This is a genomic window from Roseburia sp. OM04-10BH, from assembly GCF_003462605.1.
Lineage (GTDB): Bacteria > Bacillota > Clostridia > Lachnospirales > Lachnospiraceae > Roseburia_C > Roseburia_C amylophila.
In genome coordinates, this window is the sequence record NZ_QTZI01000012.1 from 70006 (window position 1) to 82100 (window position 12095).

14 protein-coding genes are annotated in these 12095 nt (G+C 39.9%); 1 reads left to right on the top strand and 13 read right to left on the bottom strand.

From position 1 onward, the window contains the following. Positions 1–22: 22 nt before the first annotated feature. The 7 genes from DXB43_RS12195 to DXB43_RS12225 all read right to left on the bottom strand — a co-directional run bounded on the left by DXB43_RS12195 (position 23) and on the right by DXB43_RS12225 (position 7644). Entirely contained in the window at positions 23–619 is a 597-nt protein-coding gene (locus DXB43_RS12195) for an ECF transporter S component (RefSeq protein ID WP_117699203.1), read from the bottom strand. Positions 620–910: 291 nt separating this feature from the next. Continuing rightward, a complete protein-coding gene (locus tag DXB43_RS12200; RefSeq protein WP_117699200.1) occupies positions 911–1954 on the bottom strand; it encodes an electron transfer flavoprotein subunit alpha/FixB family protein in 1044 nt (347 codons plus the stop codon). Between the two features lie 27 nt (positions 1955–1981). Next, positions 1982–2764, bottom strand: coding sequence for an electron transfer flavoprotein subunit beta/FixA family protein (locus DXB43_RS12205; protein WP_022244337.1), 783 nt, complete (start codon positions 2762–2764; stop codon positions 1982–1984). Positions 2765–2845: 81 nt separating this feature from the next. Continuing rightward, complete coding sequence (locus DXB43_RS12210) at positions 2846–4000, bottom strand: acyl-CoA dehydrogenase (RefSeq protein WP_022244336.1); 1155 nt, start codon at positions 3998–4000, stop codon at positions 2846–2848. A 27-nt stretch (positions 4001–4027) separates the two neighbouring features. Then, entirely contained in the window at positions 4028–4900 is an 873-nt protein-coding gene (locus DXB43_RS12215) for a 3-hydroxyacyl-CoA dehydrogenase family protein (protein WP_117947689.1), read from the bottom strand. Positions 4901–5032: 132 nt separating this feature from the next. Further along, positions 5033–6217 carry an acetyl-CoA C-acetyltransferase gene (locus DXB43_RS12220; RefSeq protein WP_117947690.1) on the bottom strand — a complete coding sequence of 395 codons (1185 nt, stop codon included), beginning with the start codon at positions 6215–6217 and terminating at the stop codon, positions 5033–5035. A gap of 176 nt (positions 6218–6393) precedes the next feature. Further along, positions 6394–7644, bottom strand: a complete 1251-nt coding sequence (locus DXB43_RS12225; RefSeq protein ID WP_117947691.1) for a cell wall hydrolase — start codon at positions 7642–7644, stop codon at positions 6394–6396. A gap of 192 nt (positions 7645–7836) precedes the next feature. Here DXB43_RS12225 and DXB43_RS12230 point away from each other — a divergent pair, with 192 nt between their 5' ends. Next, entirely contained in the window at positions 7837–9054 is a 1218-nt protein-coding gene (locus DXB43_RS12230; protein WP_117947692.1) for an HD-GYP domain-containing protein, read from the top strand. A gap of 87 nt (positions 9055–9141) precedes the next feature. Here the strand turns inward: DXB43_RS12230 and DXB43_RS12235 are convergent, their stop codons facing one another. Genes DXB43_RS12235 through DXB43_RS12260 form a run of 6 tightly spaced genes read right to left on the bottom strand, consistent with a single transcriptional unit; the run spans position 9142 to position 11991 of the window. Further along, positions 9142–9465, bottom strand: coding sequence for a hypothetical protein (locus tag DXB43_RS12235; RefSeq protein WP_117947693.1), 324 nt, complete (start codon positions 9463–9465; stop codon positions 9142–9144). A 21-nt stretch (positions 9466–9486) separates the two neighbouring features. Beyond that, positions 9487–10158 (bottom strand): PoNi-like cognate immunity protein, encoded by a 672-nt coding sequence (locus tag DXB43_RS12240; RefSeq protein WP_158567221.1) that lies wholly within the window; start codon positions 10156–10158, stop codon positions 9487–9489. 38 nt (positions 10159–10196) lie between these two features. Then, positions 10197–10673, bottom strand: coding sequence for a hypothetical protein (locus DXB43_RS12245; RefSeq protein WP_117947695.1), 477 nt, complete (start codon positions 10671–10673; stop codon positions 10197–10199). A 30-nt stretch (positions 10674–10703) separates the two neighbouring features. Then, entirely contained in the window at positions 10704–11039 is a 336-nt protein-coding gene (locus DXB43_RS12250; protein ID WP_117947696.1) for a hypothetical protein, read from the bottom strand. A 31-nt stretch (positions 11040–11070) separates the two neighbouring features. Then, positions 11071–11778 (bottom strand): PoNi-like cognate immunity protein, encoded by a 708-nt coding sequence (locus DXB43_RS12255; RefSeq protein ID WP_117947697.1) that lies wholly within the window; start codon positions 11776–11778, stop codon positions 11071–11073. Positions 11779–11811: 33 nt separating this feature from the next. Beyond that, positions 11812–11991, bottom strand: coding sequence for a hypothetical protein (locus DXB43_RS12260; RefSeq protein ID WP_199535095.1), 180 nt, complete (start codon positions 11989–11991; stop codon positions 11812–11814). Positions 11992–12095: the final 104 nt, after the last annotated feature.

The following is a 12095-nucleotide window of genomic DNA, read 5'->3' on the forward strand; positions in this document are numbered from 1 at the left end:
TTTTATCTGAAGCAGATATTCTTTATTTATTTTTCATTGCAACCTGCAATGCCTTGGTAATTGCACTTCCTACCACGAAGCAGGCTGCTGCTTCAACCAGTCCGTTGACACCTACAAAGGCAATGACAAAACGGAATGGATTTAATCCGCCTGCCAGTGACTGTATGTAATCGGAGCTGAAGAAAAAGATTACCAGTGTTGACATGAAGAAAAAGGTATTTAAGATTGGTCCTGCCAGGTTGGCAATTAAAATCTTCCAGTTCTTCATCTTCGGGAATTTGGATAATCCCTTATAGATAAGTCCGGTCAACCAGCCCATCAGAATTCTTGATACTACACATACCACGAAGGTTCCGAATGGATTGATGCCAAGGAGTACTGCTCCAAAAGGACTCATCCCAAAGCACTGAATAAAGCTTGTGATTCCAAATACTGCTCCTAATACTGCTCCGCCCAATGGTCCTAAAATAATGGCACCAATTGTAACTGGAACTACAATCAATGTAATTTCCAGACCAAGTGTCTTAATATAACCAAGTGGGGTAAAAGCCAGAATCAGAATGATTGCAACCAACAGAGCCATCTCAACGAGTTTCACTGTTCTGCTACTTCTATTCATAGTCTCTTCCTCTTTTCTGCATCTGTCTGCCGATGCCGCAATATTATTTGTCTGCCACACTGCCAAAACAGTTTCCTGCAAACCTTGTTTAGAATACCACTTTTTTCCACTGTATACAATGTATGTACCCAAAAAAATACCTGCGGTTTAACTACAGGCAACATACTTTGCAAATTTCCCGTCAGGTGCATAAAAAGGGCATCACACAAATCTTCCGGTTTGCATGACACCCTTTTATCACACATCTCAAATGAGACTCATCCAAGATGAAATATTACATCCGTAAACGGATTATTTTGCAGCCATTTCCTCTTTTAAAGCTTTTGTAAGAGCTGGAACGATCTTGTTTAAGTCTCCTACTAAACCGTAATCTGCAACGTCGAAGATTGGAGCATCTTCGTCTTTGTTGATTGCGATGATGAGATCAGAATCTTCCATACCAGCTACATGCTGGATTGCTCCGGAAATACCGATTGCAAAGTAAATCTGAGGACGAACTGTCTTTCCTGTCTGACCTACCTGTAAGTCAACTGGAAGCCATCCATTCTCTACAACTGCACGGGAGCAGCTTACTGTTCCACCAAGAACTTCTGCTAAGTCCTCTAACAGTTTGAAGTTTTCTTTAGAACCAACTCCACGACCACCGGATACTAAGATCTTAGCGTCCATGATGTTTGCTGTATTCTTAACTTCTTTTACGATATCCATGATTTCAACATATCTGTTGTTTGGTGTAAATCCTGGATTGAACTCGATAACTTCTGCTTTTGCACCTTTGATTGGAGCAATTTTCTGCATAACGCCTGGACGTACAGTAGCCATCTGAGGACGGTTATCCGGACAAGCAATTGTTGCGATGGTATTTCCACCGAATGCAGGACGGGTCATCAGTAACTGATTGTGTTTCTGCTCCTGGTTTCCAACCGGATTGATTGGGAAATCACCAATCTCAAGAACAGTACAGTCAGCTGTCAGACCTGTTGCAACTCTTGCAGATACAGTAGGACCAAGGTCACGACCGATTGCTGTTGCACCAACTAACATAACTTCTGGTTTGAATTCGTTGATTACAGATGCTAATGCATGTGCATATGGCTCTGTTCTGTAGTTCTTCAGTTCCGGATCATCTACTACGATAACTTTATCAGCGCCGTACTCAGCAAGCTGATCTGCAAGACCTTTCACATCAGAACCAATTAATACTGCAGTTACTTCTGTATTTAAATCTTTTGCAAGTTCTTTGCCCTTTCCAAGTAACTCAAAAGCAACACCATTTAATGTGTTGTCTACCTGCTGCGCAAAGACAAATACTCCTTTATACTCTTCTAAACCCATTTTATTCACCACTTTTCCTTATTTTTATTAGATGATATGTTTCTCTTTGAATTTGCCAATTAAGTAAGATACTGCTTCGTCGGTATCGAGAGCAACCTTCTCGCCTGCACCTTTACGGACTTTGTCAGATGCTTTTGCGATTTTGGTCGGTGAACCTTTCAGACCAAGGTTAGAATCATCTACGTCTTTAAGGTCAGCTCTGCCCCATACAGTTACTTCTTTGTCAAATGCATCGAAGATTCCGCCTGGAGTCATGTAACGCGGCTCGTTTAATTCAGATAATGCTGTCACTAAGCAAGGCATTTTTGCTTTTAATACATGATATCCATCTTCAAACTGACGCTCAACGATTACGCTGTCACCTTCTACTTTGATATCCTGTGCATAGGAAATGACCGGAAGTCCAAGATGCTCTGCGATCTGAGGACCAACCTGTGCGGTATCTCCATCGATAGCCTGACGGCCTGTGATAATTAAATCATAGTCAAGGTTTCTTAATGCACCAGCGATTGTAGTAGAAGTAGCCCAGGTATCTGCACCACCTAATACACGGTCTGTTACAAGGATTCCCTTGTCAGCGCCCATTGCCATTGCTTCACGAAGAACTTCATCAGCCTTTGGAAGTCCCATGGTAAGTACAGTAACTTCTGCACCGTACTGATCTTTTAATCTTAATGCTGCTTCCAGACCTGCTTTGTCATCTGGGTTCATGATAGTGAGCATTGCAGCTCTATCCAAAGTACCATCCGGATTAAATTTTACTCCGCCTTTTGTATCTGGTACCTGTTTTACACATACAACTATTTTCACGGTATATTCACTCCTTATATTTTTAATTTGTGTGCGCCATGATTTTTCGTTTAAAATCCTTTTGCGCCGATCTGTCAGAAACTATTTTAATAATGCGCCAGAAATAACCATTCTCTGAACTTCGCTTGTTCCTTCGTAGATCTCTGTAATCTTAGCATCACGCATCATACGCTCTACATCGTATTCTCTGATGTATCCGTATCCACCGAATAACTGAACTACTTCTGTAGTAACTGCCATTGCGGTTTCTGCTGCGAATAATTTTGCTTTTGCTGCTTCTACAGAATATACCTTCTGTGTTGCTTTAGCCATAGCAGCTTTGTAAACCAGCATCTGAGCTGCTTCAATTCTGGTTGCCATATCAGCAAGCTTGAACTGGGTATTCTGCTGCTGAGCGATAGAACGACCAAACTGTTTTCTTTCTTTGGTGTATGCAACTGCTCTGTCTAATGCACCTTCTGCAATACCAAGTGCCTGAGCTGCGATACCGATACGTCCGCCATCCAGAGTATGCATAGCGATTGGGAATCCTTTTCCTTCTGGTCCTAACAGATTTTCCTTTGGAATTCTGCAGTCTTCGAAGATTAACTCGTATGTAGATGATCCACGGATACCCATTTTCTTTTCTTTTGTTCCGAAGGAGAATCCAGGAGCTCCCTTGTCCACGATGAATGCAGAGAAGTTCTTCTTCTTTCTTCCTCTCTTATCTTCGGTAACACTTGTGATTGCGATTACGATATAAACGTCTGCAACTTTACCGTTTGTAATAAAGCATTTAGATCCGTTTAATACCCACTCATCACCATCTAATACAGCCTTGGTCTGTGCTCCCTGGGCATCTGTACCAGCACCCGGCTCTGTTAACGCGAATGCACCAAGCTTCTCACCTGTTGCAAGTGGCTTTACATATTTCTGTTTCTGCTCTTCTGTACCGTAAGTCATAATTGGGTCGATGCAAAGAGAAGTATGTGCAGATACGATAACACCTGTTGTACCACAAACTTTAGATAACTCTTCTACACACATAACATAGGTTAATGGGTCACATCCCTGTCCGCCGTACTCCTTTGGTACCGGAATTCCCATGAAACCAAATTTTGCCATTTTATCAACTGTTCCCTGTGGGAATACTTCTGTCTCATCAACTTCCTGAGCCAGAGGTTTTACTTCGTTTTCTGCGAAATCTCTGAACAGAGTTCTCGCCATTTCATGTTTCTTATCTAAACTGAAATCCATGTTCTGAAATCCTCCATAAATTTTATTTTACTGAGCGTCAACCGGGGTCTTTGTACGGTCAGCGTTGTATACATAGAATCCTTTTCCGCTCTTAGCGCCGAGGTTACCACCACGAACCATTTTACGGATTAATGGACATGCACGATATTTGCTGTCGCCTGTCTCGTTGTAAAGTACATCCATGATTGCAAGGCAGATGTCAAGACCAATGAAGTCACCTAACTCAAGAGGTCCCATTGGATGATTTGCGCCAAGCTTCATAGCTGCGTCGATACCTGCGATATCAGATACACCTTCCATTTTGATAAATGCAGCTTCGTTAATCATTGGGATTAAGATACGGTTTACTACGAAACCTGCAGCTTCATTTACCTGTACCGGAGTTTTTCCGATTTCTACAGAGATTTTCTTAATAGCTTCTACTGTTTCAACAGGAGTATTTACACCAGCGATAACTTCGATTAATTTCATTCTGTCTGCCGGGTTGAAGAAATGCATACCTACCATTGGACGGGTAAGACCATTTCCGATTTCTGTAATAGAAAGACTGGATGTATTAGAAGCAAAGATACATTCTGGTTTAGCAATCTTATCAAGCTCCTGGAATGTTGTCTTCTTAACGCCCATATCTTCGAATGCTGCTTCTACGATTAAATCGCAGTCTGCGCAAAGATTCTCTTTTAAACCTGGTGTGATTTTAGCAAGGATTCCGTCAACAGTTTCCTGTGTCATTTTTCCTTTTTCTACCAGTCTTGCATATCCTTTTGCGATTTTCTCTTTTCCGCCATCAGCCCATTCCTGCTTGATGTCGCAAAGAGCTACTTCATATCCTTCTACCTGAGCAAATGCTTTTGCAATGCCCTGTCCCATGGTACCTGCACCAATAACGCCAACTTTCATGTTAGTCCTCCTTAAAAATTCATGTATTATATTTACCCGAAAGCGAAAGCCTTCTGGGTTATAACTTGCAACGCAAGACCCGAGAAGCGTTTTGCACTTCCCGGGTATATTTACTTATTCAGAAAGAGTGAATTAGTCTCTCTCAACGATTGTTGAGCAGCCCATTCCACCACCGATACACAGAGTAGCAAGACCTTTCTTAGCGTCTCTCTTCTGCATCTCATGAAGCAATGTAACTAAGATACGGCATCCAGATGCTCCAACAGGATGTCCAAGTGCGATTGCACCACCGTTTACGTTTACCTTAGACATATCAAATCCAAGATCTCTTGCAACTGCAATTGACTGAGCAGCGAATGCTTCGTTTGCCTCGATTAAGTCGAAATCATCGATAGACATTCCGGTTCTTGCAAGAACTTTCTTTGTAGAAGCAACAGGTCCAACACCCATGATTTCCGGCTCAACTCCGCCAAGTGCTCCTGCAACCCATGTAGCCATTGGTTTAACACCAAGCTCTTTTGCTTTTTCTTCGCTCATAACAACGATTGCTGCTGCACCATCGTTGATACCGGAAGCGTTACCTGCAGTAACAAGTCCACCCTCTTTACCAGAGCAGCATCTTAATTTGCTTAATGACTCAGCAGTTGTGCCTGGACGTGGTCCCTCATCTGTGTCAAACATAACAGTTTCTTTCTTAACCTTAACAGGTACAGGAACGATTTCGTCTTTGAATCTGCCTTCAGCAATTGCTTTTTCACATTTCTGCTGGCTGTTTGCTGAGAACTCGTCTAACTCTTCACGGGTAATTCCGTATTTGTCACATACGTTCTCTGCTGTAATCATCATATGATAATGATTAAATGCGTCTGTTAATGCATCATTTACCATGGTATCGATAATTGTTGCATTGTTCATACGATATCCAAAACGAGCTTTTGTCATAGCGTAAGGTGCCATAGACATGTTCTCCATACCACCTGCAACAACGATGTCTGCCTGACCAGCCACAATCATGTTTGCAGCTTCGTTTACACATTTCAAACCAGAACCACAAACTACGTTTAATGTAAATGCAGGAACCTCGATTGGTAAACCTGCTTTGATAGAAGCCTGACGTGCAACGTTCTGTCCCTGTGCTGCCTGGATTACACATCCCATCATTACTTCATCAACCTGTTCTGGTTTAACACCAGCTCTGTTTAATGCTTCTTTGATTACGATTGCGCCTAAATCTGCGGCTGGAGTATTGCTTAAAGCTCCTCCCATTTTACCGATTGCGGTACGACATGCGCCTGCTAAAACTACTTTCTGTGCCATTTTCTCGTCTCCTTCTGAATTAAATTTGCCTTTTACTATTGTTATTTTTTTAACAATCTTTTGTAAAAAAAATAAAAGAAAGCCTTTCCGGCTCTTTCCCGACAATCTGATGTTATCATAGAAAGGGGATTTTTGCAAGTGAAACTTGCTTTATTGAGCCGGATTTTCAGCTTTCCTTAATAAAATACATGGTTTCCGATTACAGTTCCACTAATCAGTCCGTTGTTTCTGCGGAAATATAAGCAGTTTAAGGTTCTTGTGCCTGCTAACACTTCTGTGGCAGCCTGCACACAGGACGCATCTGCCCCGGATGAAAGCACTACTGCAAAACGACCGCTGGCTACCGGTGAGAACTGCCCGCTCTGATAGATGACACCTACCACGGTATCCGGGAAATAACTGCTGTCCACACGGTTCATGACCACGCTTCCAACGGCAAGCTTCCCTTCATAGCTTTCGCCGCCTGCTTCGCACTGGATCAGTGCTGCCAGCATGGCAACATCACTGGCATTCACTGTCCCCCCACCGGAAGCATCGCTTCCTGTGGTATTATCCCCGGTGGATGTCCCATCCGGATTTACATTATTATCTGAAGCATCTGGCTGCTGACTGTTAATAAGTTCCTCTTCCTGACGCCTAATCTCCTCCTGACGGGCAGCATCTTCTTTCGCCTTCTGTACCTCTAATTCTTCCTCATAGGCTTTCTGTCTTGCGATTTCCGCATCTGTGTCTGCTATTTCCGTCTCTGCATCTGCAACATCCGACTTTGCTGCGCTTATTTTTTCCTGCTGGGCTGCCACCAGACTGTCTGCCTTGCTCTTCTGCTCCTGCTTCGTCTGTTCTGCCGCAAGCAGTTCTTCTTTTGCCGTCTCTAAATCTTCCTTCTGCTGTTTTAATTCAGCCAGTGTATCCTCATAATCAGAAAGCTCCTGCCTGTCATAATCATAAATAGATTTGGCATATTCCATCCGGTTTAAAAAATCCGAAAAGGAGCTTGCTCCAAGCAGCAGCTCCAGGTAAGACTGATTGCCATTTTCGTACATATATTGTACTCTTTTCTTCATGGCTTCGTACTGGCTCTCAGAACGTGTTGTCAGCTCTGCAATCCGGCTTTCTGCTGCTTCAATCTCCACATTTTTCGCCGCAATTTCATCCTGGGTATCCGCCAGTTCATTGCTGATTTCCTGCAATCCATTATTTAATTCCGTCAGTTCATCGGAAAGATTTATCTGATATTCTTTCAAGGAATCAAGCTGCGACTGCTGTTCCTCTCTCTGACGTTCCAGCTCTTCCACGCTGCTTCCGGTGTCCTTAGATGCCAGATCCACTCTTTCCTTGGTGCCGGTGTCTGCCTGCACCGTCATCTGTATCATCAGAAACAGTATCAGCAATGCGGAAAACATACGTCGTTTACTGTTTTTCTTCATATCTTTATCCTCTTTTATGGATTTATCACGCCTCTTGTTTTCTTCCTTTATTATAGACGGCTTTCTTATGAAAATGCAACGAAAAACTACACTTCTTTTTCAATCCCAAGATTGTTTTTCCTCTCTGCTTGTGCTATATTTGAACTAGGAATTTTAACGGAGAAAAACATATTTTGTAAGGAGGTAACCGCTATGCTATTTATACGGACAGATGACTTAAAACCCGGCATGCGTCTTGCTAAACCTATCTATAATAAATTGGGCGTCATGCTTTATGACCGCGACACCAGACTGACCCGGCAGGGTATCGAAAGTATCCGGAATTTCGAGCTGATTGGTATTTATATTCTGGAGCCTGCCGAACCGGTTCCGCCATTATCCGACGAGGATATTGCTTTCGAACAGTTCCAGACCATTTCCATGTTCCAGCTTCGCGACTGCATGGATATGATTCGTAAAGGCAGACAGCCGGACAAGCTTCCAACGCTGGTCTCTTCGATTCTGTCCCAGTATGGCCGTCTTGACCACAAGCTGAACTTTGCGCAGAATTTAAGAAGCTCTGCGGATTATGTATACAAGCATTCCATCAGCGTTGCTATTCTGGTCGCCATGCTGACTCACCAGTTAAATATGCCGGATGATTTTCAGCAGACCTGTGTAACGGCTGCTCTGCTCTATGATTTTGGCTGGCTTTTAGTTCCGACCGAGCTTGCTGAAAAAACGGATCCTTTAACAGAAGAAGACGAAAAGAAAATCCTTGCCTGCCGTATCAAGAGCTTAGATTATCTGAATCCGCAGACTCACAGTATAAAGTTATCACCGGATGCTTTAAGAATCATTACCCAGTTTATTACACTCTCCGCTCCGGAAGAGGCTGCTGACCCATCCAAGATTTTCCGCAGCAGCGGCACAAAGCTTTTACAGGTTGCAGATGCCTTTGACCGGATGACCGCCATGAGCCTAACCAATGAGCCGATTTCCGAAATCGTTGCCATGAAATATTTGCAGGAGTTTCCGGAAAAATATGATACAAAGATTGTCCGTGCACTTTCTCTTTGCATCCACATTCTTCCAAGAGGTGCCTGTGTAGATTTATCCAATGGCGAAAAGGCGATGATTCTTGAAGATAACCCGGAGGATTATTCCAAACCTCTTATCTTACAGTTTACTAATAATGAAATCTTTGATTTGCGTGACCCGCACATCTATGACATTATCCAGATTCAGGATATTATGAAGACCATGGATAACCGGATTGCCATTGATGAAAATACTTTAAAGCATTTTACCTCAGACAAATATATCAAAGATGTAGCCGACCGGTTCCGCAAGCGCCAGAATCAGGCTGCCGCAGCAGCCGCTGCCCAGCCGGCACCAAAGAAAAAGACTGCAAGAAAGAAGCTGGTGTAGGATTATCAATACAGAATAGCCCACATATGTTCAATCCAAGAAAACCTTGAACATATGTGGGTTTCTTTTAAATGGGACAGCTATTATTTAATATTTAAATTCTTCATATAACATTCTGTCTAAGCTATGTTCAGTCAAAAAAAAGAATATCATATCACAAAACAGTCTCAAATTATCTTTCTCGACTACATAACTTAAAGAGTTTAAAATTCCCTTTTCTCCCTCAACCTCATACTTTATCTTTCTTTCCTGAATTTCATCCTCAAATCCACATATTCCCATCGGAACAACAACATTATACCCTTTATAATTAACATAAACTCTACATTTACTTTCTTCATATTGAACTTTCAATGAACATAAGTCGTTTTCCAAAATATCAAATTTTTCTTTCTTTTGGATTCTCCACATTTCATTTTCTCCACGGGAATTTTATCTTTTATAGTGAACCAAATCATATGGATAATATGGCACATTCTTTAAATTGCTGTCATCTAAATTTAATATTTTTGCAATAGCTCCTGCTTCAAAACTCCAGTAACCATAATATATATTCTGGTCACTTTTATGAGCCTCATAACACTCGTATTCTTTATTATACCAGTCCTCTTTCAAATATTTCTCCAATAAATCTGATTTATCTCTTTCTTTAACTAACTCTTTCATTATTTGAAATCTGTCTGGAAATAAAAGGGGTAAATTAGGTTGTTTTTCCCCCATCAGAAAAAGCAACAACCAGTCCTTTACCTCTTTTTCTTTCAGTTTTCTTTTTGTTAATGCAATCAGATTTTCCTCTATTTCAAAAAGAACTGCAAGTGACAACATTTTCAAATTTTCATTATATGCATCTGGCGGGAAGAAAGACATTATCCATTCTTCATATATTTCCACAAAATCACTTCTTAAACAGGCTATGTCATCTCCCCTAGAATACCTTGCTATTATAATTCCAAGTTTAATACGAAAAATTCCCTTTTTTACCGGCACTATTCTTTCTTGCCTTACTTCTCCCCCATTTACTTTTTGGGTTAATTTTAAAATCCTGGCTGTATCTTCCGCTATGAATTCGTCGAAATATTTTTCACTTTTAATACAATCTCTCATTCCCTGATTTTCTCCATTTGGTATACACCACTGTATCATTAGATAACTTTATTTTCCATTAATACTTTTTCTATTCGCTGCACCTTTTTCGCATTATCCAGAGTTTTCCACGCATGATGTGTCACATTGGGCATCTCCACACAAATAATTTTTTCCGGCTCAGCCATTAAATCTTCAAAATCATCCGCGGCGCAATAGATGCATTTTTTATGGTTCATTGCAAAGTCAATCTCACTTTCCTGTATCCTGTCACAAGTCATGCCAAATATATGATTAATTATATTTTGCAATTTTTCTTCTGAAAATTCTTTTTGATGCAAATTTAAAATAGATTTCACTTTATCAATAAAATCATTATAAACATCATCTTTCAACAAATTAATATATGCATAACTCATACCGTTATGAAATAGCACTAATCTCTCACCATATGAAAAATCTGATAAATAATAAAATTCATTAATTTTCCCACAATTTGTGCATTTAGCAGCTTCTCTTCTTACTTTTATTTTCATATTCATCCTATAAAATATTTTTTTGCTTTATCACCAATTTGCTCGATACTTTTCATTTAAAACAGAATCCATATGATTATCAACCAAAAAGAAATATATTTCATCTAAAAACTTTTCTTTATCCTCTTTTTTAATAACAAAATGTTTATCAAATCGGTCGTTGCCTTCCATACGAACATCTTCTATTGATGCCAACTTTAAATCTTCTCCAAACTCCCATACCAACATAGGTATTGTCAAATTAAATCCCTTATAGTTGATATATATTTCATCATTCTCCATCAATTCAAAAACTTTTATTTTTAAATCAATGTCTCTGTTTACATATACCACATAATTCTCTTCCGTTAATTTATCCCACAACATATAAAACGCCTTTTATATCCTCTAATCCAGATTACATACTATTGCTTTTATAGTGAACCAAATCATATGGATAATACGGTACATCTTTCAAATTGCTGTCATCTAAATTTAATATTTTTGCAATAGCTCCTGCTTCAAAACTCCAGTAACCGTAATACAATTTTTCTTTTGCTTTATGAATATCGTACCATCCCATATTTTTATGTCCCACATACCAATATTTTTCCAAATATTCTTTTAATTTTTCAACTGCTTTTTCTCTATTTGCAACAATATCCATCAACTTATCATATGGGAATACAAAAGAATAGTCTCCTTTCAGTTGTCCTATGCTTCCATTCATTTTGTAATTAACAAAAAATTCCAATAAAGCATCTTTCCGATTATATTGAATTACCAAATCTGACAATATACCAAATTGTTCTCTGTTTACGTCAAACAAAATTGCAAGTGCCATCATCCACAGCATATCAATATAGCTGGAATTACCCTTCCAATACAATGGCATATCATTTAATAACTGCATAAAATCATTTTCTAACTTTTCTACGTCTTCACCGGCAGAATATCTTGCAATAAGTAATTCAAATTGTATCGCATCTATCTTTCTTTTTACGGAATAAATTCTATCTTCTCTTACCTCATTATTTTTTAATTTATTTTGAAATTTTCTTATTCGCTCTGTCTCTTCCAGAATATATTCCGTAAAATATTGTTCATTCATCACTGTATCACGCAATGCCTGTTTCTCCTTAGTAGTGCTTCTCTTATATTATCTCCAACGATGCGCTTTTAAGAATTTATCCGGAATTCTTAACTTCAGTTCTCTTTCTAATTCTTTAAAAAAGACATCAAAATCAGCTTCTTCCCACCATTGTTGTGAGTTACTTAATGCCACTGTTCTTTCTCCATATAAAACGCAGCATCCAAATCTTCCTCTTTCATAATTCAACCTTATTGGTCTCCTTAAAGACCTGCTATTCTATTTTTATTGCCTCATATCATTTGGGATTATCACCAGAGAATTCCGGAATCTATGAATTGTACTATCTAATC

Coding starts and splice junctions, on each gene's coding strand:
- DXB43_RS12230 (WP_117947692.1), top strand. CDS start 7,837: ATGCTATTTATACGGACAGATGACTTAAAACCCGGCATGCGTCTTGCT.
- DXB43_RS12225 (WP_117947691.1), bottom strand. CDS start 7,644: ATGAAGAAAAACAGTAAACGACGTATGTTTTCCGCATTGCTGATACTG.
- DXB43_RS12220 (WP_117947690.1), bottom strand. CDS start 6,217: ATGGCACAGAAAGTAGTTTTAGCAGGCGCATGTCGTACCGCAATCGGT.
- DXB43_RS12235 (WP_117947693.1), bottom strand. CDS start 9,465: ATGTGGAGAATCCAAAAGAAAGAAAAATTTGATATTTTGGAAAACGAC.
- DXB43_RS12195 (WP_117699203.1), bottom strand. CDS start 619: ATGAATAGAAGTAGCAGAACAGTGAAACTCGTTGAGATGGCTCTGTTG.
- DXB43_RS12250 (WP_117947696.1), bottom strand. CDS start 11,039: ATGTTGTGGGATAAATTAACGGAAGAGAATTATGTGGTATATGTAAAC.
- DXB43_RS12200 (WP_117699200.1), bottom strand. CDS start 1,954: ATGGGTTTAGAAGAGTATAAAGGAGTATTTGTCTTTGCGCAGCAGGTA.
- DXB43_RS12215 (WP_117947689.1), bottom strand. CDS start 4,900: ATGAAAGTTGGCGTTATTGGTGCAGGTACCATGGGACAGGGCATTGCA.
- DXB43_RS12245 (WP_117947695.1), bottom strand. CDS start 10,673: ATGAAAATAAAAGTAAGAAGAGAAGCTGCTAAATGCACAAATTGTGGG.
- DXB43_RS12210 (WP_022244336.1), bottom strand. CDS start 4,000: ATGGATTTCAGTTTAGATAAGAAACATGAAATGGCGAGAACTCTGTTC.
- DXB43_RS12240 (WP_158567221.1), bottom strand. CDS start 10,158: ATGAGAGATTGTATTAAAAGTGAAAAATATTTCGACGAATTCATAGCG.